The following is a 24,536-nucleotide window of genomic DNA, read 5'->3' as shown; positions in this document are numbered from 1 at the left end:
GCGCCTTCAATTGATTTACAACAGATAGGGGATACTAGAACATGGATTCACAGCAATTCGCAGTTATTGGATTAGGACGCTTCGGTTCAAGCCTTGCCGGAGAGCTCATGAAGCTTGGCCATCAGGTGCTGGGCATTGATCGGGATGAAGAAGTCGTGGACGGAATGAGCGAGAGGCTGACGCATGCCGTTGTAGCGGATGCTACGGACGAAGAAGTGCTTCGCTCGCTTGGCATCCGCAACTTTGACTGTGTCATTATCGCGATTGGCGATGATATTCAGACGAGCATCCTGGTCAGCATTCAAGTGAAGGAGCTTGGCGTGAATAAGGTCGTAGGCAAGGCCTTATCTGATCTTCATGGCAGAGTTCTGGAGCGAATCGGGGTTGACCGCGTCATCTATCCGGAACGAGACATGGGTATTCGAGTTGCCCATCATCTGGTATCGCCGAACCTGTTGGATTATATTGAGCTGTCCAAGGAATACACGATTGCTGAGCTTAGTGTGCCGCGGTGCCTGGATGGTATCGCGCTGCGCGAGTTGAACCCTCGGGCAAGATTTGGCTGCAGCATCGTGGCCTTGAACAAGGCGACGGGCATGATTATTGCACCGACGGCTGACGATAAGCTGTCAGAGTCGGACATTATGGTGCTAATCGGAACAAACCGTCAAATTGAGAAGTTTGAAGAACAATACGGAGTTTGATGGGAAACAGATGAAGAGCCTTCTGCAGCAAGTAATGACGCTGTAAAAGGCTCTTTTTTACTATTTGCAATGGACATTTCTAAATATTAGGAGTTATTTGATGCGAGCTCGATATAGAAAATGTCCGATCAAGAAGAAGGTGCCTACAATAACCAGCCAGCTAATTAAAAATGGGTAGGCAGCCACCTCTATCCCCATATTGGACAGTATCAGCAACTCATAGCCCATAGGAAAGAAATTTAGCGCTGTAATGGCAAGAGCGACGCTGAGAACGCCGATCCATGTTCCGAAGCAGTAGAAGATCGTCCCGATAAGAAAGAACAGCATCCCAACCAAAAAGTACGCGGTGATCAGTTGGAAAATGGAGATGATATCCAAACTTTTTGCCAACCGATCTGGATTATCAAGGATTACAGCGAATATGCTGCTTATTCCCGTCTGGACAAGTGTGTTGAACACAGATATAGCCAGCAGGCTTATCGTAATGCTAAGCCAAGAAGCCACTCTACTGATGCCAAGTCCCCGATACAGCGGGAAGCTAATCGTTCCGCACATAATTCCCGCAACCAAGATGTATATTCCGATCGAGACAATGTTAATGTCAGGGGCAAATAGAACGTCTGTAATGGGATGGGCGTCATTTTTTGTGAGTTCTACCAGCGCGTCCATTAGATTGAAACTGACATGAGTATTGCCGAAGTTGAACGAAAAACCTTTCTGCAAATATTGAAACACAATATTTAGGGTTAGCATGATTCCCCAGAATACGAGTAAGGATACAGACCAGTCTTTCATCTGGAAGGTTACATGTTTTCGAATATTCATTACTGATGCCCTCCTTTTGCATGCTGTGATTGTGCTGTCAGATGCACAAACAGCTTCTGCAAAGACGCACTGCCAACATCTAATCCGCTTTGCTGCCAAGCTCGCTGCTCTTCCTCCGGCACATCCCACAGCAATACACCAACATGCCCGCCAAGCTGCTCCGTATGAAGCACCTGCTTGCCTTGAATCGCACGCTCCACGGCCTCTTTTCTTCCTGATAGGGTTAAGCCCCTCTGGAGGATCGCATCAGTCGCTCCTTGCAGCATGATCTGCCCTTGATGAATGAACGTAATATATTCAAAGAGCTGCTCGGATTCATCAATAAGATGGGTAGAGATCAGAATCGTGCGAGGATGCTTCGTATAGTCCTCAAGCAGATCATCATAGAACATTTGACGCATCGCAGCGTCCAGACCAAGAACAGGTTCATCAAAGAAGGTAATGGGAGAGCGGCTTGCAAGCCCGCGAATGGCGCCAAAGAGAGACTTCATGCCGCGTGAGAGCTGACTGTATTTTTTGTTGGGATTGAGCTGATAGCGGCTCATCAGCGCCATGGCGTACTCCTCATCCCAGTTCGGTGTGTTCAGCTTGAAAAAAGTGAGCAGCTTCTTAAGCTTGTATTCCTCCCATGGCTTTTCTGTTTCACGAACATAACAGATCTGCTGAATAAGCCTCTGCTGGTCTTTTAGGACGGTGCCGTCAATAACGACACTTCCTTGATTGGCCAAGTCGTAGCCTGCCATAATATTCAACAGCGTCGTTTTACCTGCGCCATTGCGTCCAAGCAACCCGTGGATTGAACCTGCTTCAAAGGCTGCATGAATCTTATGCAGGGCCTGAGTGCCTTTGAATTGCTTGCTGATGCCTTGAAGCTCAATAGACATTTCAGACGTTGTCATTATGTCTTCCCTCCTTAAGTTCCATGATCATCTGTATAAGTTCCTCTTTTGTAATCTGAACCGCTTGGGCCTCGTGAAAGAGACGTGGAAGTTCAATCTCAGCAAATTGCTTGCGACGTTTTTTAAGTACCATGCTTTTGGCTCCTTCGCTAACAAACATACCGACACCTCTCTTTTTAAACAAAATCCCTTCATCTACGAGTAGATTGATTCCTTTTGCAGCAGTAGCGGGATTAATCTGGAGCACCTTCGCAAATTGGTTTGTGGAAGGAACTTGCCCGTCCTCTTCAATTGTCCCGCTTAAAATATCATTTTCGATTAGTTCTGCAATCTGCAAGTAAATGGATTTGGTTTCGTCGATCAGCAATGGCTTCACCTGCTTTCTTCATAAAGACTAACAAGAGAGTGAAAAAGAATTGTTCATTGGTTCATTACTTATGTAACTAACCATACTACCAATGAAGTTGAAAAGCAAGGAAATTTATTCATTATTGCTAAAATAGGCGGATGTATCGGATCGAATCATAAGGGACTTGCGTTTCTCAAGGCATGTTCATGCGCAAAAAGACCTTGATCTCACTGTATGGTGAAGACCAAGGTCCATGATGAACGATTACGACTACAAGCTGTAATGGCATCGGGCAATCATCCGAGCAATAGGCTACAACTTTGGAGACAACTCCGATGGATTGGTTCTAAATAAGCTTGTTGCAGGAGAGAAAGGCTTGGATCACAGGACTTGCTTCCAAATAAGCCAATGAGATCGAGCGGCAGCTCTTCTGAAGAAGCCGCTTATGCTCAATCTGCGGATAAGCTCTGAAGAGCAGCTCAGGGCCCATCGTTAATCCCAGCCCTTGTGATACCATGTTGATGATCGTTTCACAATGAAGCACCTCCATGGTGATATTGGGCGTTATGCCATGGGATGCCAAGCATTCTTCCACAAGCGAGTAGTAAGAGCCCTTAGGCATAATAAAATCCTGTCCGTTCAGCTCATGAATGTCGATACGCTCCTGTCTGGTTAATCGATGCTCACTTGGCAAGCCGATAACAAGCTCATCTTGCAGCAGCGGAATCAGATTCAAGCGAGAGTGAGGATTAGACGGAACAACAAATCCTAGATCAATGGTTCCTTGAAGCAGCCATTCTTTGATCTCATCATAGGTTCCTTCAAACAGCACAACCTTGATTCCTGTATGCAGCTGCTTGACCTGAGCAAGCATAGGGGGAAGGAGTTGAGAGGCTGCACTCGTAAACGCCCCGATTCTCAAAGTCCCTTCGAGCTGCTGATTAGCAAGGGAAATCTCCTGTCGAATAATCGATTCACTGCGCAGAAGCTGCGAGATATGAGGGAGCAGGCGCTCTGCGATAGGCGTTGTGGCAATTCCAGCCTGCTTGCTGCGCTTCAGCAGCGAATGGCCGATCTCCTTCTCCAAGCTTGTGATCGCATGGCTTACCGCGGATTGGGTCATATTGAGCTGTTCGGCGGCCTTTGTAAAGTTACCGATCTCTGCCACTTTCTTAAAGATCTCGTATCGCGCAATTGTCATGAGATGTTCTCATGCCTCCTATGAAAAACATTAATTTCACTAATTAAACTATACTCGATACAATACATATGAGCAATGCATGTCTTCTTCATATGAAAATGCGATTTAAAGGAGGATGAGGAATATGAAGCATGTGGTCCTGCTTTTATTTGGCATGTTTGCGCTTGGGGCGGATGCCTATGTCATGGCCGGCATTCTCCCGCAGATTGCTGACAGTTATCAGGTATCGATTGGATGGGCGGGACAATCCGTCAGCATTTTTACACTGTGCTACGCCATCGCTGCCCCCTTATTTGCAGCCTTGGTCAGCCAAGTAAATACGAAGCAGATTCTGATCGGGGCGCTAGGGCTGTTCACGATTGCCAATGTGCTGACCGTATTGGCTGATGACTATATTCTACTCTTACTATCGAGGGGGCTAGCTGGGGTTGGAGCAGGCTTGTATTCTCCATTGGCGTCTGCCGCGGCGGTACAATTAGCTCCGCCCGAACGAAGCGGACGAGCGTTGGGATTGATTCTGCTTGGCATGAGCGCAGGCACGGTCGTTGGCGTCCCGCTGGGGATTTATATCTCCTCGATAAGCGATTGGCGATGGACGATTGGGTTTATCGCTAGCATCAGTGCCATCGGCATGGCAGCCTTATGGCTGCGTCTGCCAGGCGTTGCTGTCAAACAAGTGCCAACACTTAGGGAGCGGGTCGCGCTGTTCAAGCATCGCCAAGTCAAGAATGTTATGCTCGTGACGATGATTCTAAGCTTCTGCAGCTTGGGGCTCTACACGTATTTGGAGCGCATTCTTCTCGCTTATGGGTACTCCAAGCCTATGGCCTTTCTATGGATGTGGGGCGCAGGGGGGATTCTCGGAAGCCTTGCTATTGGATTTATTATGGATCGTTACAGACGGCCTAAGTCGATTGTACTCGTGCTGATCTTGCTGCTCATGACCTCCATGCTTCTAATGGGCCCCGCCCACCGGCATCCTTTTACGCTTGCTATCCCGCTGTTGGTGTGGGGAGCGGCAGGATGGGCTTCCATTGCTGCTCAGCAGAAGACGCTGGTTGAGATTAGTGCAGAGCATGCGGCCATTGCGATCGCCCTCTTAAGCTCTATTAATTACTTAGCCGGGGCGGTTGGAACGATGATCTTCGGCCTGCTGCTGGAGCAAGAAGCGGCTCCGTCGCTCCTGCCTTATATTGCAGCACTAGCGCTGCTAGGGGCAGCCCTCTTGCACGCTGTGCGAGTCATGGATAGACGAAGCAAGGCCTCTGTGCCGTCTTAGTCAGGCAGCTGATTCTTACGCGAACAAACAGGAAGTAAGCAAGACATTCAACAAGCGCCTTATGTGAGCTGGAGGTTGCGCTGGCCAGCTCGCATAAGGCGTCTTTTGTTAGAGCGGCTACCAGTCTGCGCGACCAGCAGCATCCGCGATAAATTGACGAAAGGAGTCGTTTAAGGACGCGGATTCAGCATAGATCAAGGAGGTGACGCGCTCGGTCTGCTCAAGCTCTTTTAGATGAACGACGCTTAAGTCGTTATCCTCCAGCCATTGCTTGCGCAAATACGATTTGGGCAGGAGAGCGGAAGCTTGGCAGGTGGAGAGCAGACGGCCGATCGCCTCGAAGGAATCAATCTCCATGCGAATGTCCGGCATGACCCGGTAACGCCGGAAGAGGTCATCGATCAGCTTGCGATACCAAGTGCCATTTGAGAACAGCAGCATGGGCAGGCCGCTTAAATGCTCGATGCTCCCCTCCTGCACGCTCGACAGCTCGTGATGGTTTGGGACGACCAGCTCTAGATGATCAGACAAAAGCGGAATGGAGATGAGACCCTGCTCGTGTATGGCGTCTGCAACGATACCAAAGTCAGCTTCCTTGTCGCGAATGAGCGAGACGATCTCGTGCGTTTTTCCAGTAATCAGCTTAAGCTGTGCCTCAGGATATTGCTCCTTGAACAAGTTAACGAAGATCGGCAGCGTGGTCTGCAGCGTGGTTAGGCTTGCCCCGATGCTTACAATCTTTTGACCTTCTGCTTTGTAAGAGGCAATCGATTTTAGATAATCGAGCTGGCGCTTGCGAATATCCACAGCGAAATCATACGTGAGCTGCCCAACGCGAGTGACCTCAAGACGCTTGCCGTTGCGGTGAAACAATTCGACATTCAATTCCTCTTCAAGACGAGCAATTTGTCGTGATAGGGCTGGCTGGGAGATGTTCAGCCGCTTCGCAGCCTGATTGAGGCTCGTGTGCTCTACAACGGTGGCGAACGCTTCTAGCAGGTCGAGCATGTCGGATATCCTCCTTTATTTGTACACAATAGGCCCCTCATTATTTCTCTTATGCAGATTGGTTATCGTTTATATAATAATCTTGCAATTCCATTATAAGGCATACAGGAGTATGATGGAAGTGTCACAGGTTGTTCACAACTGTGCCAATACTGCGATCATTTGTTACAGCGAAAGTGTGTAATAGGAGTAGAGATAGGGTATTTTTGGACGACAAAATGTTGACGCTTTCGACAGGCACAGGTAAAATGAGGGTGTTTTATTACCAAAATATTCTGGTACAGAACGGAAAGGGGAAACGGCACACATATGAAACGGGGTTATTTTTACTCGCGCAAGCTGCATTCTCTTCTAGGTATTATCCCGCTAGGCTTTTTTATCTTGGAGCATATGATTACGAACTATGCCGCGTATGATGGCGGGAAGGCAGCGTTTCAAGACAGCGTTAAGTTTTTGAATGAACTGCCGCTCATCTTCTTCTTGGAGCTCTTTGGCATATGGCTACCGCTCCTATATCACGGCGTATATGGGCTTTACATCGCGTATACGTCACGCAACAATGTAGGCAATTATAATTATGGCCGCAATATTGCTTTCATGATGCAGCGTATCACGGGTGTCATCACGTTCATCTTCGTAACATGGCATTTGTATCAGACGCGCTTCCAGATTGCGATCGGCGAGGTCTCTCATGAGGAGCTTGGTACTCACATGAACGATATCGTGACGCAGCCATTGATGTTTGTCGTCTACATCATCGGTGTACTGGCAGCATCCTATCACTTTACGAACGGCTTGTGGGCATTCCTCGTAAGCTGGGGCATTACAGTAGGGCCGCGTGCACAGAAGGTGTCTTCGATGATCTGCACAGGTCTGTTCGTGCTGATGTCCGTATTGTTTATTCTGTCCCTCATTGGATTCCGCAGCCAGGAATTCGAAGCAGCGGCAGCAGCTGTACAACAAGTTCAATCGGTAATCGGATAAGGAGGGTAACGCACGATGGCTAATCAGAAAGTAATCATCGTCGGCGGCGGTTTGGCCGGCTTGATGGCAACGATCAAGGCAGCGGAAGCAGGCGTGCATGTTGACCTGTTCTCCTTAGTACCTGTAAAGCGATCTCACTCGGTATGTGCCCAAGGCGGCATAAACGGAGCGGTGAATACAAAGGGTGAAGGCGACTCCCCATGGGAGCACTTTGATGATACGGTATATGGCGGGGATTTCCTCGCAAACCAGCCTCCTGTAAAGGCAATGTGCGAAGCGGCTCCAGGCATTATCCATTTGATGGACCGCATGGGCGTTATGTTCAACCGCACACCGGAAGGCTTGCTTGATTTCCGCCGCTTTGGCGGCACGAAGCATCACCGTACAGCCTTCGCAGGGGCGACGACAGGACAGCAGCTCTTGTATGCGCTTGATGAACAGGTCCGTCGCTGGGAAGCAGCAGGCTTGGTTAAGAAATATGAGTATTATGAATTTATCTCCGCGATCATTGATGATGAAGGCGTATGCCGCGGGATCAATGCGCAGGACCTTCGCTCCATGGAATCGAAAGCGTTCCCAGCAGATGCTGTTATTCTTGCCTCAGGAGGCCCAGGCATTATTTTTGGCAAGACCACAAACTCTGTTATTAACACAGGAACAGCGGCAAGCGCGGTGTTCCAGCAGGGCGTGCGCTACGCGAACGGCGAGTTCATTCAGATTCACCCAACCGCGATTCCAGGCGATGACAAGCTGCGCTTGATGTCAGAATCAGCACGCGGTGAAGGCGGACGCATCTGGACCTATAAGGACGGCAAGCCATGGTATTTCCTTGAGGAGAAGTATCCTGCATACGGCAACTTGGTTCCGCGTGATATCGCAACACGAGAGATCTTCCATGTGTGTGTGGATATGAAGCTTGGCATCAACGGCGAGAACATGGTTTATCTGGATCTGTCCCATAAGGATCCGAAAGAGCTTGATGTGAAGCTTGGCGGCATTATCGAGATCTATGAGAAATTCATGGGCGATGATCCGCGCAAGATCCCTATGAAGATATTCCCGGCAGTCCACTATTCGATGGGCGGCATGTGGGTTGACTATAATCAAATGACGAACGTTCCGGGCTTGTTCGCTGCCGGGGAATGTGAGTATCAATACCATGGCGCGAACCGTCTTGGCGCGAACTCGCTCTTGTCTGCCATCTATGGCGGAATGGTTGCAGGACCGAAGGCCGTGGAATACATCCGCGGGTTGTCGAAGGCGACAGAGGATGTAGCTTCTTCCTTGTTCGATAAGGAAGAGAAGCAGCAGTTGGCGAAATACGAGAAGCTGCTGAAGATGGATGGCACAGAGAATGCTTATGTCATTCATAAAGAGCTTGGCGAGTGGATGACAAACAACATGACGGTCGTTCGCTTCAATGACAAGCTGGAGAAGACGATTGTGAAGATTAAGGAACTGAAGCAGCGCTACCAGTCCATTAACATTAATGATGCCGCGAAGTGGAGCAACCAGGGGGTCGCATTTACTCGTCAATTGTGGAATATGCTGGAGCTTGCTGAAGCGATGACGAAGAGCGCACTCCTTCGCGACGAAAGCCGCGGTGCGCATTATAAGCCAGACTTCCCTGAGCGAGATGATGAGCGCTTCATGAAGTCCTCTATCGCGACATGGACGCCTGACGGACCTGAGATTACGTATGAGGAAGTCGATGTGTCTCTAATCAAGCCGCGCAAGCGTGACTATACGACGGACAAGAAGAAAGGAGAAAAATGATGGCGAACACGATGACAGCTGCAAAGACCGTGAAGTTTGTTGTGACACGCCAGGAAGCTCCTGACGCGAAGCCTTATACTGAGGAATTCGAAGTCCCGTATCGTCCGAATATGAACGTGATTAGCGCACTCATGGAAATTCAGCGTAATCCTATTAACGCAACAGGCAAACAAACGGCTCCGGTATGCTGGGAGTCAAACTGCCTGGAGGAAGTATGCGGTGCATGCTCCATGGTTATTAACGGCAAGCCGCGTCAAGCCTGTTCCGCACTTATTGATCAATTAGAACAGCCGATTCGCTTAGAGCCGATGAAGACGTTCCCGATTGTGCGTGACCTTGTCATCGATCGTCAGCGGATGTTTGATTCACTCAAGCGTGTGAAGGCATGGATTCCAATTGACGGCACGTATGATCTTGGACCAGGGCCGCGTATGGCTGAAACGAAGCGTCAATGGGCTTATGAGTTGTCCAAATGCATGACCTGCGGGGTCTGCTTGGAAGCTTGTCCGAACGTCAATGACAAGACGAGCTTTATCGGCCCAGCGCCAATCTCTCAAGTCCGCTTATTCAATGCTCATCCTACTGGCGAGATGAATAAGGAAGAGCGACTAGAGGCATTGCTTGATGATGGGGGAATCGAGGGCTGCGGCAACTCGCAGAACTGCGTAAGATCCTGTCCAAAAGGCATCCCGCTTACGACTTCGATTGCGGAGATGAATAAAGACACGACCAAGCTAATGTTCAAACATTGGTTCAAAATGTAGTTGAAACGGTTAAACAGATCATGATCCATATATGACTAAGATACAGACCTTCAGGAGCACGCATTGTGTGATTGAAGGTCTGTTTTTGTACAGGACTGGGAAGAATTCGACTTTTATTCAGAGTAGTTGCTGGGTCTGAGGAGAGAAGCCTATTTTTGTCTGCACAAAAATTGACAGCGTTTACTTTCTAAGCTCATTTTCATTTAGAAACTGAGAAATTTATGGTAGGCGAACCTAAACAATTACGTTATAGTAAGGATTAAGGATTTTAACCTATAAAATAATTATCTCTCAGAAAGTGTAAGCCGCGTTCTGAGCCAATAGCATTGATACGATGGGAGGACATCGTTCATGAAGGTTCATAGTGAAAGAGGAGAATGGTGCTCGTGCCGATCCTCGGTGTGGAGGAATATGAAGCCGCTGGTCGATGACTGGGACCCATTAGGCTTGCTGGCCCTTGGCGCACCGGATGATGAGTACGATTGCTTAACCTCATTCCTAACGGATTATATGGAACAGAACGAGAATTGGGAAGTATCACAGCTTAAGAGTGAACTAGAGCAGTTTGTTGAGGTTCATTTTGGAATAGGGCCTTCCATGATGAAGGCTGACCGGAGAGCACTGTGGCATAGTCAATTCACAGCATTCTCCAGTAAGCTATGGATGTTGCGCGACTCCTTATACTCTTTAGCGAAGACGCAAACTGAGGAATCTCCCCGTTTGGACCAAGGATCTTCATCGTAGGCCTCCATCAGCATAACCTCATTGACATGTTTTCCAAACCGTTGCTGTTCAAAAATGAAACCGCTTCGATCTCTTACTTCATCACCTTTTTCATCCATTTCAAAGCGTTTTTTACGCCTGGATAACGGAGGGCGAGATCGAAGCGATTGGTTTGAAACAATACACTTTTATGATGGCTAAAGGCGTCAAAGCTCGCCTTGCCATGGTAGCTTCCGAGTCCGCTTTCTCCTACTCCGCCGAAGGGGAGATAAGGAGAGGCAATATGCATAAGCGTATCGTTTACGCACCCTCCTCCAAAGGACACTCGGGACAAGACCTCTTGCTGCAGCGCATGCTCCTTAGTGAACAAATACAGCGCTAACGGCTTGGGATGCGCTTGTACCGCTTGAATGACTTCCTCCATGGAGCTATAAGTCAGCACGGGCATAAGCGGGCCAAAGATCTCTTCTTGCATGATGGCGTGCTGCCAGTTCATATCGGTTAGAAGTGTGGGCGCAATCCGGCGTCTCTCGGAATCACATTGGCCTCCCCAAGCGACAGTTCCTTCTTGCAGAAAGGCAGTGAGCCGCTGGTAATGTCGATCGCTAATAATCGATGGGTAATGGTCCGCTTCAAGCGGGACTTCGCCATAGAACTGAGTTACGGCCTTGCGCAGCTCGTGTTCCAAGGCATCCTTCATCGATTCATGTACATAAATATAGTCTGGCGCGATACAAGTCTGCCCCGCGTTCGTCCACTTGCCAAAGGCAATACGTTTTGCTGCAAGCGCAAGATCAGCATCGTGATGAACGATACAAGGGCTTTTTCCGCCAAGCTCTAGCGTTAACGGAATAAGCTGCTCCGCTGCCGCCTGCATAACCTTCTTGCCTATAGCCGTGCTGCCTGTAAAGAAGATGTAGTCAAAGGGGAGCTTAAGCAGTGCTTCACTTTCTTCTACTGCACCTTCGACTACAGCGACATGTTCTCGCGGAAATACAGATGTGATCAGCTTGGCGAGCAATGCGCTTGTATGAGGCGCCCATTCCGATGGCTTGATGATCGCGGTATTGCCTGCGGCTAGCGCACCAATTAAGGGGGCAACCGCTAATTGAAAAGGGTAGTTCCATGGAGCAATGATTAAGGTTGTTCCATAGGGCTCTGGCATAATGCGGCTTCGGCTTCCAAAGTGAGTAATGGGCGTTTTAACCCTTTTGGGCTTCATCCATCGCTTCAATGATTTAATGGTGTGCCTAGCTTCCATAAGAACGAAGCCAATTTCCGTAATATACGCCTCGGTTTCACTTTTATGCAGATCCCGTTTTAATGCATCTGAGATTTCGTGCTCATATTGCTCAATGGCTTGAATAAGCTTTGTTAAAGCGTGAATTCGAGCAGATGCTGCTCGTGTATGGCCTTGTAGAAAGAACTGCTTCTGCGTTTCCATTAATGCTGTCAGCTCTTGACGGTCCACAGATAATCCCCCTTTGTAACATGGCTGCATGATCCTCTAATCATAATGTATCACGATTTGCATTGCATATGCTCGTGATTCATAATGGATTGTAGTGCTGGTAAAGGGAGGAAATGATGTTGAAGATCCCTGAAAGGAAGCATTCGACCGCGGTCGTCTATTCCAGCGCCAAGGAAGATGAGCCTGGGAAGAGGAAGATGAGCAGGAGGACTTTTATACTCAGCTTGATAGGCGGCGCAGTTGCCGTGCCAGCGGTGCTAGGAAGCTATGCGAGATGGCTTGAACCAGCATGGCTCCAAGATCGTGAGCTTACCTGTTATCTTGACCGACTTCCACCATCGTTTGATGGGCTTCGAATTGCGCATATCTCCGATCTCCATTACAGGAATCAGGGTGGAATCGGTGAGGTTGAACGCTTGCTGGAGCGTGTTCTTGCGAAGCAGCCAGACATCATCTGCTTAACGGGCGATGCCGTTGATAGACGATTAGACAACCGAACGAGCGAAAGCGAATTCGTTAGGGTTCTGTCTCGCTTTCGTGCTCCGCTTGGACAATATGCCGTCCTTGGCAATCATGATTACAGCCGAGGGGAAGATCTCGCGACGAGACTGCTTCATGAAGCAGGATTTGATGTGCTTACCAATACGAATCGTGTGCTCGAAGCAAGAGGGGCAAAGCTTGCTCTCGCGGGTATTGATGATGCGCTCGATGGGAGTCCGGATCTGAATCAAGCCTTGGCTGGCATTCCGTCAGGGACATGCTGTGTACTGCTCGCTCATGAGCCGGATGTGGCGGATTGGACCTTAGGGCATGAGGTGGATATTCAGTTGTCTGGACACAGCCATGGCGGTCAGATGCGTGTTCCATTTATTGGGCCCGTGCTGCTTCCTCAATTAGGAGAGAAGTATCCTGATGGGAAGTACATTTTATCAAGACAAGCATCGGATGCGCCCTTACATACACCGCTTACCTTGTATACAAGCAGGGGGAGCGGGACGTCGCTGCTTCCGCTGCGCTTTTACTGTCCTCCAGAGTGGACGATGATTACCCTTAGGGTTGTAGCCGTGTGATTCTAGGTGTATAGTATCTAAAACAGAAGCTTATAGGGGTATAACGCAAGTGAAGTTGCGGCAGAAGTAATGAAGGGAGAAGATTCAAGTTGCAGAATATAGCGATCCTTTCTGATATTCATGGCAATCTTCAAGCACTCGAGGCGGTCCTCGAAGATATAGAGCGTCAAGGCGTAGATCGATTGATCTGCTTGGGAGATATGGTGGGCAGAGGACCGAATTCCGTCGAAGTGATGGATCTTCTACAAGCTGAGTGTGACATAATCGTTAGAGGCAATTGGGATGAGCTCGTGGCGCGCAAGCAGGATGAGTGGATATTCCGCTGGCATGCTGAGCAACTAGGGCAAGAGAGAGTCGCCCAATTAGACAAGCTGCCCTTTTCCTTTGACTGCTTGATTAGTGGTCGACACGTTCGTCTGCTCCATGCTTCCCCACAGAGCGTGTACCATCGTGTTCAGCCGTGGGATGCTCTTGAGAAGCGAAAAGAAATGTTCGAGTTCACCCCGAACTTAACGGAACCGCTGCATCCATGCCAGGCTCCCGATGTCGTTGTATATGGTGATATCCATCAGGCGTATGTGCAGCATATTGAAGGCAAGACGCTCGTCAATTGCGGCAGTGTAGGGAATCCGCTTGATATGACGCAAGCTTCTTACCTTATCTTGCAGGGCCAATATGGCGGTGTGGACCAGGCTCCATTTCGTATGCAATTATGTCGAGTTCCTTATGATATTGAAGCTGCTGTGCAAGCAGCTGAGCGTTCAGATATGCCGGAGATTAAGCCTTATGTAAGAGAGCTTCGGACAGGTGTTTATCGAGGGCTCCAGAAGAGTGAAGATGAAGGGTAGTTCTTTTCAACACCTATGATCGATGATAGTATAGATACATTGAAGCAAGGAATGAGCCGGTGCGACGAGCGCCGGCTTTGTTCCGCTTTTTCGTAAATAGAGAAGGGTGGAGCAGCAAGTGAAAGCAGAAAAATGGTTTACGCATCCTGTTGGTTTGACGGTGAGTGCGCTTGTATCAACACTTCTGTGGGGAAGTGCAATGCCTGCCATTAAGATTGGCTATGCGGAGTTGAATATACAGTCAAGCCAAATGTTTGAGCAGTGGGTATTTGCAGGGTATCGCTTTACCTTGGCTGGGCTCATGCTTGTGTTCTTTGCTAAGCTGCTGGAGCGAAGCACAAAAGAGATTCGCGATGAGGGGGGAACTGCTCCGGGCAAGCCGCTTACGTGGGGAAAAAGCTGGCTTCGTGTTACCCGTCTAGCGTCCATTCAGACGCTGCTGCAATATTTATTTTTCTATATCGGCCTTAGCTTAAGCACAGGCATGCAAGGTGCGATTATTACAGGCGCCACTTCCTTTTTCCAAATGGTTGTCGCAAGATTGATGGATCGAAGCGAGCGTTTCACGATGAATAAGACAATGGGACTTCTGCTTGGCTTTGGAGGAGTAGCAATCGTTACCTTCACCCAAGGAGGGCTTCACATGGAGCTTGGTCTTGGAGAGCTCTGCTTGATCTTATCGGCCTTCTTCGGAGGGTTCGGCAATGTTCTCGCCAAGCATGAGGCTAAGGAGCTGCCAGTGCTTTGGCTTACGGGACGGCAGATGTTCCTTGGCGGAGTGGTGCTGATGATCATTGGAGCCGCACGCGTCGGCTTTACGCCTTTTCAGTGGGAGCTGCGCTCCATGCTGCTGTTATTTTATTTGGCCTTCTTGTCTGCAGCAGGCTTTGGATTGTGGAATTTGATTATGAAGTATAATCGTGTAGGGAAGGTATCGATGTTCTTATTCCTTATCCCTGTATTCGGTGTATGCTTGTCTGTCTTGCTGCTGGGCGAGCAGTTCAATCAATGGATATTGCTGGCGCTTGTTCTGGTTGCAGCAGGTATCCTCGTTGTCAACCTTGCACCTAAGAGCAGCAAGAGGCTGAAAGGTGCGCCTTCTGTAAATGTTACACAACCGTAATACTCCTGTTATCGTCACATAATGTTTGGGAGGTAATATAATAGGCAAGACCCCCTTTTGATGAAAATATATATCCCTTGAGGTGACCTGCTCTATGATGCAGGTCCTTTTTTTTGTTCCAAAGAAAAAAAGCTATTCGCACAGCTGGATTGCTGACAAATAGCTCGTATAATTCGGATGGCTAGCGCGGAAGAGGTACGATCTGCTTTTGCTTCTGCCGATAGAACACCCAGCGCTTAAAACCGATCTCCTGAAGTCGCTGCGCAACTTCGTCCCATTCATCGCCAACACGTGATGGCTTATGGGCATCAGAGCCAAAGGTGACATCCACGCCAAAGTGAAGCGCCCGCTCTAGAATATCATCAGAAGGGTACCATCCTCCGCTAAGCTTGGTCTTGCCGGATGTATTAATCTCAATGGCGACATCGCTGTCAGCAATGATTTTAAGCGTCTCATCGATGACTTCAGGCGTCTTGATACCAGAGAACGCTGGATAATTGCCCTTCATGGCATCGATGTGACCAAGAATTTGAAACATGCCTGATTGAGCAGACGCTCGAATCAAACGATAATACTCTGATTTGGTTTCAATGGCCTTGTCAGGTTGAAGTCCCTTCCAGCGAGATTTATTGAAGATGCTGACACCGAATGTGTGATGAATGGAGCCGATAATATAGTCAAAAGGATATTGGACAAGCTCAGCTTGATAAATCGACGCAGATTCAGGGAAAAAATCGGACTCAATGCCGAGGAGAACCTCTATCTTGCCTGCATATTCTTCTTTTAGCTTCAGCACCTCTTGAACATACCCTTCGAACTCACTCTTCTTCATGGTGATCTTAGGGAAGGGCTGGTCTTCGTTATAGGCAAAATACGGCGAATGGTCTGAAATTCCGATGACCTGTAGACCTTGCTTGATTCCAGCTTCGACATAATCACGAATTGTTCCATCTGCATGTCCGCAGCGAAAGTGATGGGTATGCAGGTCGAATTTCATAATGAATCCTCCAATCGAGTAGTCAGAATCATGATGGTATACTATGCGGACTTTATTCCGATGCGTAAAATTGATCCTCTGGCATTCCTTTAAGGTCATTAAGGAACTGCTGCATCGCAGAGTTCAAGTATCGTCCAGATCGGTAAATAACGCCCACAGGATGAGCAGTCTCAAGCTCTTTGATATGGACCATCTTAATGGAGCCGCGCTTTAATTCAGCAGAGACAGACAGCTTCGAGATGATGGCAGCACCAAGATCAAGCTCAACCATCCTCTTTACTTCCTCGCTGCTCGACAGCTCCATGACAATATGAGGCTGAACACCATGTTCGCGGAATACCTCATCCGCGAAACGTCTGCCTACAGTATCAGGCGAGAGCATAATCAGCGGGACATTTTCCAGCATATCAATCGTTACCGTCTGGTATTGAGCCAATGGATGTTCTGGATTGACGACAAGCTCAAATGTGTCGTAGTACAGGACGGATGTGATGAGATTCGGATTGTTCTCCGTCAAATATCCGATGCCGATATCGACGTTACCGGTCTCTATATGTGCGGCTACCTGAGAAGAGGACATGGACAGAATGCTTGTCTTGATAAGGGGATACTGATCTTGAAAATAAGAAAGGATGCGAGGTAGAATCTGTATGGCAATCGAGGTTGTTGTACCTAGTACGATATGGCCTTGCGGTATTTGGTTCAGATCAGACAGCTTCTGCTTCATATCCTCAACGACTCTAAGGATGTTCTCAGCATGCTCGAGAAAGACCTTGCCGCTGTCTGTCAGCGTCACAGGCTGGTTGCGATCGATAAGAACCGTCTTGAATTCATCCTCAAGACTTTTAATTTGAGCAGATACGGCAGGCTGTGTCAGATTAAGCAGCTCGCCTGCTTTGCGGAAGCTCATGGTCTTCGATATCGTGATCAGCGTCTCCAATTGGCTTAAGTTCATCTAACATCCCTCCCATCAATGTATGAATCAACCTGGGTCATCAGGTGTGATACCTCGTACAGCAAGACCACTCCAATAGAAAAAAGTCTTGAAAACCCTCTGGTCAGTGAAGGGGGCACTCATGTGCTTCTATGCTTATGTTACCCGTCACAAAAAACATTTATCAAATTATCCGGATCAATAAATAAAGTTTCTCGTTGTTCTCATTATAGTGTATGATTCGCTTAGGAGCAATGCTGGGAGTTCTTGGGTTCGGCTATCGCTGCATATGCATCAGTATCTTTACAAATTCTTGAATAGTCTAAGCCGCTTAGGATGCACTACGATGAAGTTGAATCAATGATCGAGGGTGGAGATAGGGATGCAGACAAAGCAGCTAAGATATTGGATGCTCTATGATTGGGCGAACTCAGCCTTCGCCACAACGATGCTGGCGGCGGTGCTGCCTATTTATTATCAGAGCGTGGCTGGAAAAGGACTTGAGCAGGCAGCCAGCTACTGGGGCTTTACACAGACGGTCGCGATGCTATTGGTTGCGCTGTCCGCACCCGTATTAGGGGCGATGGCTGACTTGTCCCAACGAAGAATGGCTTTTCTGCGCGTATTTGCTTGGATTGGATCCCTCAGCTGTATATTAATGAGTTTGGCTGGAGAAGGAGATTGGATGCTTGTCTCCATCTTGTTCGTTCTAGGCACGCTTGGCTTCTCCGGAGGCAATACCTTTTATGACTCACTCTTGCCGCAACTCGCCCTGCCTGAAGAGAGAGATGAGGTATCTGCGAAAGGCTATATGTATGGTTATATTGGCGGCGGTGTCTTGCTTGCAATCAATGTTGTCATGCTGGAGAAGTTCTCTTGGTTTGGCCTGCCTGATAAGATTAGTGCGACACAAGCCGTATTTATTACAGTGGGCGTATGGTGGTTTTTGTTCTCACTTCCGCTGTTCCGTACGGTGAAAGATCCAGCGCGAACAGCAGCTAGACCAATTGGATTGTATATCAAAGAAGGATTTGGGCGGGTAGGGGTGACGATCAAGCGATTGCCGAAATACCCCGAACTGTTAAAATATCTGCTCTCCTTTTGGTTTTTTAATGATGGCATTACGACGATTATCAGCATGTCGGCCATTTACGGCGCAGAGCTTGGAATTGGCACAACTCATCTTATCGTTGCTTTATTAATTACGCAGTTTGTGGGCATCCCGTTTACGTTCTTATTTGCCAAGTATGCGCGGGCGATCGGCTCCAAGCGAGCGCTCTATATCTCCTTGCTTGCGTATATGGGAATAGTGGGAATGGGTTACTTTATGCAGAATGCCCTCCATTTCTATTTGCTTGCTTTTATGGTTGGGATGGTGCAGGGCGGCAGCCAGGCAGTGGCAAGGTCGATCTACAGCCAAATGGTGCCCAAAGCCTATGCAGCCCAGTTTTTTGGCTTTTTCAGCCTCTCAGGGAAAGTATCGGCGTCCATTGGTCCAGCGGTGTTTGGTACGGTGGGACTGCTTACTGGCTCTACAAGAACAGCGATTCTGTCGATTCTCCTCTTCTTTATTGTTGGACTGATCATGCTTCGCTTCGTGGATATTGACAAAGGCAAGCGTGAAGCAGAAGCAGCTGATGAACAGGAGCACCTTCTTGGAAGCTCGCTTTTGTCCCCGAAGGAAAAGAGTTCACTGCAGCGAGACGAGGATCAGACCTTGTTGTAGGTCGAATTGTATCCGAATGGAATCCAAGTTGAATTCAGATGATTGAGAAGAGGACCTCAGCTATCACTTTGACGTGGCGGCTGAGGTCCTCTTATGTGTAGGGAACTGCCCATCTTCATATGAGCATTAGAGGGCAGTTTCTATATTTATCATGTAAATCTTTACCGATCCTGCATCACTTTCTGCCTGACATGCGGACAAATAGTTTCACGATCTCAACCAACGGGATGATCGCGACTGCGGACCCAATGACAATAAGCCATTGTTCGAGGTTCAACTCGACCACGCTGAACAGATCATTCATGAACGGCAGCAAGATGACGAGGATAACAAGCAGGCCGGAGAGCACGGCGGCACCATTCAAATAACGGTTCGAGAAGAACCCGATAGAGAATATTGACTTTCGGTTCGATCGAACGTTGAACGCATGTGTAAGCTGGATCAAGCCGAGTGTAGCGAAGGCCATCGTTACCGCATGAGCCTCGGAATAATGCGTATGGCCCCACCAGTAAGCCCCTAGCGTCAATCCTGCCTCCAGAATCCCTTGATAAATAATTCCTGCTCCAACTCCATCGGCAAATACGCTTGTTGACGACTTCCGAGGCGGCTGCTTCATAATATCGTCTTCCGCCTTTTCGAAGCCAAGCGCCAATGCAGGCAGTGTATCTGTTACAAGGTTGATCCACAGAATATGAATCGGGAATAGAATCTTCCAGCCGACAAGCGTAGCAATAAACAAGGTCAGCACCTCGCCTAAGTTAGCAGACAACAGGAACTGGATTGCTTTTCGAATGTTGCTGTATACCTTGCGTCCTTCTTCGACGGCTACTACGATGGTGGAGAAATTGTCATCTGCCAGCACCATATCGGACACGCCCTTGGACACATCGGTTCCTGTGATGCCCATGCCAATGCCGATGTCAGCCGTTTTAAGGGCAGGGGCATCATTGACCCCGTCTCCAGTCATCGCTACGATCTTGCCGCGCTTCTTCCATGCCTGAACAATTCTAACCTTATGCTCTGGTGACACCCGGGCATAAACGGAATACTGGGTTACCTTCTGTTCGAATTCCTTCTCATCGATCTGGTTCAATTCGCTTCCTGTTAATACGCCGCTCTCATCCTGAATGATATCGAGCTCCTTCGCAATCGCTGCAGCGGTATCGCGATGGTCGCCTGTAATCATAATAGGGCGAATGCCCGCTTCTTTACAGATTCGTACCGCATCCTTTACTTCTTCTCGCGGCGGATCGATCATGCCGACGAGTCCTGCAAAGACAAGGTCACGCTCCAGTGCATCAGAATGGATGTCGTCAGGCAGCTTCTCGATGTCGCGATAGGCCGCAGCGAGAACGCGGAGTGCTTTGTCTGCCATCGCTTTGTTCGCGGCGGCAATTTCTTTTTTATATGCTTCGCTTAACAGTTCGACCTTGCCATCTTTCACTATATGCGTACAGCGTTCAAGCAGCACATCCGGTGCTCCCTTGGTCATAATACGCAGGGGTGAGCCATCCTCATCATGCATTTTATGAACCGTCGTCATGAGCTTGCGATCTGAGTCGAACGGGAGTTCGGCAACACGCGGATATTGTTCCTCCAGCTTATGCTTGTTAAGGCCTTGCTTCAGGGCATAATCAATCAATGCAGTCTCTGTAGGATCCCCAAGAAGCCGCGTGCTTCCATCCTCCTCCGTGATCTTTGAATCATTACACAAGGTCATGATATATAAGAAGCGGTCTCCATCAAGATGACCAAGCATCGTTTTTTCTTCATCAATATGATGCTGGCCAACATAAGCCTGCTGCACCGTCATTTTGTTCTGTGTCAGCGTTCCGGTCTTGTCGGAGCAAATAATCTCGGTGCTTCCCAGCGTTTCTACTGCTGGAAGCTTCCGGATAATCGATTTGCGCTTAGCCATCTTCTGTACGCCGAGTGCCAAAATAATCGTGACGATGGCTGGCAAGCCTTCTGGAATCGCCGCCACCGCGAGCGAGATGGAGGTAAGCAGCATATCTAGCCATTCACGGCCCTCAAAGTAGCCGATGCCAAACATGATGGCAGCGACAATGATAATAATGATCGTAAAGTATTTGCCGAGCTCATTAAGCTTCTTTTGAAGCGGAGTAATCTCATCTTCCTCTTGTGAGATAAAGCTTGCAATCTTGCCGACTTCTGTATGAACGCCAGTTGCGGTTACGACCCCAACTCCACGTCCGTATGCAACATTGCTGCTCATGTATGCCATATTGACCCGGTCGCCAATGACGACATCGGCCTTTTCAAGGGGAGCCAGCTCTTTATCGACGGGCACTGATTCGCCTGTCAGGGCCGCTTCCTCAATCTTTAAGGAAGCTGTCTCGATGAGCCGCATATCGGCAGGCACTACATTGCCAGCCTCAAGCAGCACGATATCCCCTGGAACAAGGTCCTCTGCTTTTATCGTAATCACCTGGCCGCCTCGACGAACTTGGGCGTTGGGGGATGACATTTGCTTTAAAGCGGCTAGTGCATTCTCCGCTTTATTTTCTTGCACTACACCTAATATCGCATTGATTAATACAACCACGACGATGATAATCGAATCGGTCCACTCTCCAAGCAGCCCAGAGATAACTGCTGCGACAAGAAGTATGATAATCATGACATCCTTGAATTGAGCAAGCATCTTCTGCAGAAGAGACTTTCCTTCTGCCTCCTGCAGCATATTTTTGCCGTATCGTTCTAGACGAGAGGCGGCTTCTGCTCCATCCAATCCTTGCTCTTTCGCGCTCAAGCGTGCAAGACTGTCTTCTACCGTTAGGGTATGGAAGGCTTGTTCCTGCTGCGAATCGTGTTTGTGGCTGTCCACCAGCATCCAACTCCAATCGTATGTATTTCTGTGTATATGAGCATTTATTACTATATAACCGAAGGGATCTTGGTCTGAATCCATTACAGTATCGGTTTGGGGTATGAACGCAGAACGTTCAAGATTTCTTCACAGCCATGCTTATGTGCGAATGACGTATCTGGAAGGAAGGATATGCCCCGCACATCTTTTTGTAACTGGCAGAAGAAGCTATCTCTAGCTTATACCATTGTTTGTTCAGTTATGTGAATGTCCATGCTCATTTCTAATTTGCCTCTAACCAGATAGGGTCCTCTGCAACTATAGGACGATTATTGGAAAGTTCTAATCCGGTCTCGTAGGAGCGATTCCCGAGAATACGCTCAAGCTTGTCGTATGCTTGACTTCTCCCTGATGGAGGCGGGGAGTGGTGCGTGTGCCATTCGTTGTGCCAGAGGTCCAATACGGCATGGATGGCTTGAAGGCCATCTATTCTTGCTGCCTCCCACATATCCCAGATGGACGTCATATATCTTTCGCCAGTCCCTGTCGGATCAAGCCATGGCCGATGCTTGATATTGAGCACATCATGCTTGCCGGTGCTCCGCTTGTAGACAAGCGCTTCTGCTTGATAGAAGGTGAGGATTCGCTTCCAGCCATAGGGATCAAAGCACAGCTTCTGAACCGAGATCATATCACGGATGGCATCATTCCACGCACGCTCAGGAATATGCGGCTTCAATGCGGGATAAAACCGATCCACAACACGCTTAAACCCTGTAATGACACCATCTGGCAGCATGCCGTCAATATCGATTAGCTTCCAGACGGGTGTGTTCCAAGTGGACAACTGCAGCTTCTCGCGTACGATATGGGTATCCATGAGAACCTCGAAGCGCTGATGATCCCATTTGCGAGAACCAGACCTAGAGAATACATAAGGATGCATATGGCGATCCAATATGTGATGCAGCATGAATCCTAGCGTATACAAAGCCGTAGCATGATCGTTATGCCGAACATGCGACAATAGATCCATAAGCACAGGACCGCAATGCTCGTTGTGCATCGCGCTGCCAAGCTCATTCATCGTCTTTCCTTTTTGCCAGGGCAAAAAATGATGGTAGAACAAGAAGTCAGGACCTTGACAGCCCATATTAAATACATGCTGCTGCTCCTCCGTGCGAATCCAATCCGCGAGATCAGCTTCTGCAAGCAGCTCTTGACCGAATATAAGATGCGTCCATATATTTGGCATAGATCAACTCTCCTTTAGTTCAATATAATGATCGGCCATTGCAATCATCTGCACTCTGAGAGGATGGTTTTGATACATCCATGCTGTCCATATCTTATAAGCATATCGTCTTTTTCATGGAAGAGGGATAAAAGCTTTGTAAAAGGTTTACGTTTTCGTGAAGAAGAAATTGATGGCGTTTACAATAAATCATGCTTGTGTGATGATAGACATACCTATGAGGAAGTCAACCTTATCATAAGCAGCAAGGATGAAGGTTCAACTTTCGTGTCAAAGAAGAGGGGAGCGCGTGTAATGGATAAGCAACGACCAAATGTAATTGTACTTGTGGCAGATGATCATCGCCATGAAGCCATTCACTGGCATGGCAATGAAGACGTGAAGACACCTGTGCTTGATGATCTGGCTAAGCGAGGCGTAAGCTTCTCGCATACTTACATTAACGGCGGATTGGATGGAGCGGTCTGTGCCCCAAGCCGAGCCTGCTTGAACAGCGGCTGTACCATTATGGGGGCTACCGTTAGCCAATCCTTAGAAGATACACTTGAGAAGATGACCATTGCGAAGAATCGGGCAACGCTCGGAGAGACCTTTCGAAAAAATGGCTACCATAGCTATGCAGTTGGCAAATGGCATAATGACAAAGAGAGCTTTCAGCGAAGCTTTCAGGATGGGAACAACATCTTCTTTGGCGGGATGAGCGAGCATCGCAAGGTTCCGGTCTATCCTTATGATCCAAGCGGAGAATATGTCGCAACGCTTCGTACCATCGAAACGACCTTTTCAACCGAATTGTTTACGAATACAGCGGTGGAATTCCTAGATCGCTATAACGAAGAAGAGCCCTTCTTCTTATATGTAGCTTATACTTCGCCTCATGATCCGAGAACAGCGCCTGAGCCGTATGCTTCGATGTATGATTCAGAGGGCCTGAATCTGCCTCCAAATGTGTGGGAGCAGCATCCGTTTGACAATGGAGAGATGACGGTAAGGGATGAGCATCTAACCTCAGTCCCTCGCAAGCTGGAAGAAGTGAGGCAAGAGATTGCGGATTACTATGCAATGATAACCCATATGGATGCTCAGATGGGGCGGATTGTGGAGAAGCTGCGCGAGAAAGGACAGCTTGAGCATACGATTGTTGTGTATACGTCAGATCATGGGCTTGCAGTCGGACAGCATGGCTTAATGGGCAAGCAGAACGTTTATGAGCACAGCATTCGAATCCCATGGCTGATGAGCGGACCTGGCATTGCGGAAGGCGTTAAGGTATCAGGGCAAGTGATGCAGATGGATATTTTTCCGACGCTTTGCTCGCTCGCGCATATCCCGATACCATTGTCCGTGGAAGGAAGAAGCATGGCCGATGCAGCAGCTGAGACAGGGACAGCGCCTTTCCGCGATACTGTCTATTCCTTGTATAAGGATACGCAGCGAATGGTTAAGGACAAAACGTGGAAGTATATTCGATATCGCACCTCTTCTCATACAGGCGAGGGCAGCGATGAGGTTCAGTTGTTTTGCCTAGAGAAGGACCCTTGGGAGATCCATAATCTCGCATATGATGCGGAATATGCGGATAAAGTGAAGGAGATGCAGGCCAGGCTTCATCAATGGATGCTTCAAGCCAATGATCCGTTTATACAATATTTTTCGGAAGAATAGACCATGAGATAGGTCTAGCCACTGAGAACGTATACATGTAAACTAGAGGTGTCGTGGTGTTATCGCTATCAATCATGACATCCAACATAAACATATAAAGTGGAC

General features: G+C 48.4%; 21 protein-coding genes. 11 read left to right on the top strand and 10 right to left on the bottom strand.

Annotation, left to right across the window (positions count from 1 at the left end; genetic code table 11):
- Positions 1 to 41: 41 nt before the first annotated feature.
- Positions 42 to 704 carry a potassium channel family protein gene (locus B9Y93_RS20680; protein WP_085497782.1) on the top strand — a complete coding sequence of 221 codons (663 nt, stop codon included), beginning with the start codon at positions 42 to 44 and terminating at the stop codon, positions 702 to 704.
- 93 nt (positions 705 to 797) lie between these two features.
- Here the strand turns inward: B9Y93_RS20680 and B9Y93_RS20675 are convergent, their stop codons facing one another.
- From B9Y93_RS20675 to B9Y93_RS20660, 4 genes are all read right to left on the bottom strand, one after another.
- Positions 798 to 1,529 (bottom strand): hypothetical protein, encoded by a 732-nt coding sequence (locus B9Y93_RS20675; protein ID WP_085497780.1) that lies wholly within the window; start codon positions 1,527 to 1,529, stop codon positions 798 to 800.
- The gene (locus B9Y93_RS20670; protein ID WP_085497778.1) at positions 1,529 to 2,428 is read right to left on the bottom strand and encodes an ATP-binding cassette domain-containing protein; all 900 of its coding nucleotides are present in this window, start codon (positions 2,426 to 2,428) and stop codon (positions 1,529 to 1,531) included. Before B9Y93_RS20670 ends, B9Y93_RS20675 begins: the two co-directional genes overlap by 1 nt.
- Positions 2,415 to 2,804 carry a GntR family transcriptional regulator gene (locus B9Y93_RS20665; protein WP_085497776.1) on the bottom strand — a complete coding sequence of 130 codons (390 nt, stop codon included), beginning with the start codon at positions 2,802 to 2,804 and terminating at the stop codon, positions 2,415 to 2,417. The genes B9Y93_RS20670 and B9Y93_RS20665 overlap by 14 nt, the downstream gene beginning before the upstream one ends.
- 319 nt (positions 2,805 to 3,123) lie before the next feature.
- Positions 3,124 to 3,978: a LysR family transcriptional regulator gene (locus B9Y93_RS20660; RefSeq protein WP_085497774.1), complete on the bottom strand. Its 855-nt coding sequence runs from the start codon at positions 3,976 to 3,978 to the stop codon at positions 3,124 to 3,126.
- Positions 3,979 to 4,102: 124 nt separating this feature from the next.
- Here B9Y93_RS20660 and B9Y93_RS20655 point away from each other — a divergent pair, with 124 nt between their 5' ends.
- Complete coding sequence (locus B9Y93_RS20655) at positions 4,103 to 5,257, top strand: MFS transporter (RefSeq protein WP_085497772.1); 1,155 nt, start codon at positions 4,103 to 4,105, stop codon at positions 5,255 to 5,257.
- A gap of 117 nt (positions 5,258 to 5,374) precedes the next feature.
- Here B9Y93_RS20655 and B9Y93_RS20650 read toward each other — a convergent pair whose 3' ends face one another.
- Entirely contained in the window at positions 5,375 to 6,265 is an 891-nt protein-coding gene (locus tag B9Y93_RS20650; RefSeq protein WP_085497770.1) for a LysR family transcriptional regulator, read from the bottom strand.
- Positions 6,266 to 6,574: 309 nt separating this feature from the next.
- Between B9Y93_RS20650 and B9Y93_RS20645 the strand changes: the two genes are divergently transcribed.
- The 4 genes from B9Y93_RS20645 (at position 6,575) to B9Y93_RS20630 (ending at position 10,533) form a co-directional block, all read left to right on the top strand.
- Entirely contained in the window at positions 6,575 to 7,249 is a 675-nt protein-coding gene (locus tag B9Y93_RS20645) for a succinate dehydrogenase cytochrome b558 subunit (RefSeq protein ID WP_085497767.1), read from the top strand.
- 15 nt (positions 7,250 to 7,264) lie between these two features.
- Positions 7,265 to 9,025 carry a succinate dehydrogenase flavoprotein subunit gene (gene sdhA / locus B9Y93_RS20640; RefSeq protein WP_085497765.1) on the top strand — a complete coding sequence of 587 codons (1,761 nt, stop codon included), beginning with the start codon at positions 7,265 to 7,267 and terminating at the stop codon, positions 9,023 to 9,025.
- A complete protein-coding gene (gene sdhB / locus B9Y93_RS20635; RefSeq protein WP_085497763.1) occupies positions 9,025 to 9,789 on the top strand; it encodes a succinate dehydrogenase iron-sulfur subunit in 765 nt (254 codons plus the stop codon). The genes sdhA and sdhB overlap by 1 nt, the downstream gene beginning before the upstream one ends.
- 351 nt (positions 9,790 to 10,140) lie before the next feature.
- Complete coding sequence (locus B9Y93_RS20630; protein ID WP_085497761.1) at positions 10,141 to 10,533, top strand: hypothetical protein; 393 nt, start codon at positions 10,141 to 10,143, stop codon at positions 10,531 to 10,533.
- 73 nt (positions 10,534 to 10,606) lie between these two features.
- On the opposite strand, the gene B9Y93_RS20625 is transcribed toward B9Y93_RS20630, so the two are convergent.
- Entirely contained in the window at positions 10,607 to 12,013 is a 1,407-nt protein-coding gene (locus B9Y93_RS20625; RefSeq protein WP_085497759.1) for an aldehyde dehydrogenase, read from the bottom strand.
- A gap of 86 nt (positions 12,014 to 12,099) precedes the next feature.
- Between B9Y93_RS20625 and B9Y93_RS20620 the strand changes: the two genes are divergently transcribed.
- The 3 genes from B9Y93_RS20620 to B9Y93_RS20610 all read left to right on the top strand — a co-directional run bounded on the left by B9Y93_RS20620 (position 12,100) and on the right by B9Y93_RS20610 (position 15,024).
- Entirely contained in the window at positions 12,100 to 13,053 is a 954-nt protein-coding gene (locus B9Y93_RS20620; RefSeq protein ID WP_244903519.1) for a metallophosphoesterase, read from the top strand.
- Between the two features lie 89 nt (positions 13,054 to 13,142).
- The gene (locus B9Y93_RS20615) at positions 13,143 to 13,901 is read left to right on the top strand and encodes a metallophosphoesterase family protein (protein WP_085497757.1); all 759 of its coding nucleotides are present in this window, start codon (positions 13,143 to 13,145) and stop codon (positions 13,899 to 13,901) included.
- Positions 13,902 to 14,019: 118 nt separating this feature from the next.
- Positions 14,020 to 15,024, top strand: a complete 1,005-nt coding sequence (locus B9Y93_RS20610; RefSeq protein WP_085497755.1) for a DMT family transporter — start codon at positions 14,020 to 14,022, stop codon at positions 15,022 to 15,024.
- A 181-nt stretch (positions 15,025 to 15,205) separates the two neighbouring features.
- On the opposite strand, the gene B9Y93_RS20605 is transcribed toward B9Y93_RS20610, so the two are convergent.
- Entirely contained in the window at positions 15,206 to 16,021 is an 816-nt protein-coding gene (locus tag B9Y93_RS20605) for a histidinol-phosphatase (protein ID WP_085497752.1), read from the bottom strand.
- Between the two features lie 52 nt (positions 16,022 to 16,073).
- Complete coding sequence (locus B9Y93_RS20600; protein ID WP_085497750.1) at positions 16,074 to 16,976, bottom strand: LysR family transcriptional regulator; 903 nt, start codon at positions 16,974 to 16,976, stop codon at positions 16,074 to 16,076.
- A gap of 361 nt (positions 16,977 to 17,337) precedes the next feature.
- Between B9Y93_RS20600 and B9Y93_RS20595 the strand changes: the two genes are divergently transcribed.
- Positions 17,338 to 18,681, top strand: coding sequence for an MFS transporter (locus B9Y93_RS20595; RefSeq protein ID WP_085497748.1), 1,344 nt, complete (start codon positions 17,338 to 17,340; stop codon positions 18,679 to 18,681).
- A 175-nt stretch (positions 18,682 to 18,856) separates the two neighbouring features.
- Here B9Y93_RS20595 and B9Y93_RS20590 read toward each other — a convergent pair whose 3' ends face one another.
- Entirely contained in the window at positions 18,857 to 21,529 is a 2,673-nt protein-coding gene (locus B9Y93_RS20590; protein WP_244903518.1) for a calcium-translocating P-type ATPase, SERCA-type, read from the bottom strand.
- A gap of 265 nt (positions 21,530 to 21,794) precedes the next feature.
- The gene (locus B9Y93_RS20585; protein ID WP_085497744.1) at positions 21,795 to 22,766 is read right to left on the bottom strand and encodes a zinc dependent phospholipase C family protein; all 972 of its coding nucleotides are present in this window, start codon (positions 22,764 to 22,766) and stop codon (positions 21,795 to 21,797) included.
- 294 nt (positions 22,767 to 23,060) lie between these two features.
- Here B9Y93_RS20585 and B9Y93_RS20580 point away from each other — a divergent pair, with 294 nt between their 5' ends.
- Entirely contained in the window at positions 23,061 to 24,431 is a 1,371-nt protein-coding gene (locus tag B9Y93_RS20580; RefSeq protein WP_085497742.1) for a sulfatase family protein, read from the top strand.
- Positions 24,432 to 24,536: the final 105 nt, after the last annotated feature.

Source organism: Paenibacillus aquistagni (assembly GCF_900177815.1).
In the GTDB taxonomy this organism is placed as follows: Bacteria; Bacillota; Bacilli; order Paenibacillales; family Paenibacillaceae; genus Paenibacillus_B; species Paenibacillus_B aquistagni.
Note: the sequence above shows the minus strand (reverse complement) of the source record. Positions and strands in the feature narration are given on the sequence as shown.

What these genes read in the sequence shown, in the direction of transcription:
- B9Y93_RS20605 (WP_085497752.1), bottom strand. Translation starts at nt 16,021, where the DNA reads ATGAAATTCGACCTGCATACCCATCACTTTCGCTGCGGACATGCAGAT.
- B9Y93_RS20645 (WP_085497767.1), top strand. Translation starts at nt 6,575, where the DNA reads ATGAAACGGGGTTATTTTTACTCGCGCAAGCTGCATTCTCTTCTAGGT.
- B9Y93_RS20625 (WP_085497759.1), bottom strand. Translation starts at nt 12,013, where the DNA reads ATGCAGCCATGTTACAAAGGGGGATTATCTGTGGACCGTCAAGAGCTG.
- B9Y93_RS20670 (WP_085497778.1), bottom strand. Translation starts at nt 2,428, where the DNA reads ATGACAACGTCTGAAATGTCTATTGAGCTTCAAGGCATCAGCAAGCAA.
- sdhB (WP_085497763.1), top strand. Translation starts at nt 9,025, where the DNA reads ATGGCGAACACGATGACAGCTGCAAAGACCGTGAAGTTTGTTGTGACA.
- B9Y93_RS20585 (WP_085497744.1), bottom strand. Translation starts at nt 22,766, where the DNA reads ATGCCAAATATATGGACGCATCTTATATTCGGTCAAGAGCTGCTTGCA.
- B9Y93_RS20675 (WP_085497780.1), bottom strand. Translation starts at nt 1,529, where the DNA reads ATGAATATTCGAAAACATGTAACCTTCCAGATGAAAGACTGGTCTGTA.
- B9Y93_RS20580 (WP_085497742.1), top strand. Translation starts at nt 23,061, where the DNA reads ATGGATAAGCAACGACCAAATGTAATTGTACTTGTGGCAGATGATCAT.
- B9Y93_RS20660 (WP_085497774.1), bottom strand. Translation starts at nt 3,978, where the DNA reads ATGACAATTGCGCGATACGAGATCTTTAAGAAAGTGGCAGAGATCGGT.
- B9Y93_RS20655 (WP_085497772.1), top strand. Translation starts at nt 4,103, where the DNA reads ATGAAGCATGTGGTCCTGCTTTTATTTGGCATGTTTGCGCTTGGGGCG.
- B9Y93_RS20620 (WP_244903519.1), top strand. Translation starts at nt 12,100, where the DNA reads ATGTTGAAGATCCCTGAAAGGAAGCATTCGACCGCGGTCGTCTATTCC.
- B9Y93_RS20650 (WP_085497770.1), bottom strand. Translation starts at nt 6,265, where the DNA reads ATGCTCGACCTGCTAGAAGCGTTCGCCACCGTTGTAGAGCACACGAGC.
- sdhA (WP_085497765.1), top strand. Translation starts at nt 7,265, where the DNA reads ATGGCTAATCAGAAAGTAATCATCGTCGGCGGCGGTTTGGCCGGCTTG.
- B9Y93_RS20595 (WP_085497748.1), top strand. Translation starts at nt 17,338, where the DNA reads ATGCAGACAAAGCAGCTAAGATATTGGATGCTCTATGATTGGGCGAAC.
- B9Y93_RS20600 (WP_085497750.1), bottom strand. Translation starts at nt 16,976, where the DNA reads ATGAACTTAAGCCAATTGGAGACGCTGATCACGATATCGAAGACCATG.
- B9Y93_RS20680 (WP_085497782.1), top strand. Translation starts at nt 42, where the DNA reads ATGGATTCACAGCAATTCGCAGTTATTGGATTAGGACGCTTCGGTTCA.
- B9Y93_RS20630 (WP_085497761.1), top strand. Translation starts at nt 10,141, where the DNA reads ATGAAGGTTCATAGTGAAAGAGGAGAATGGTGCTCGTGCCGATCCTCG.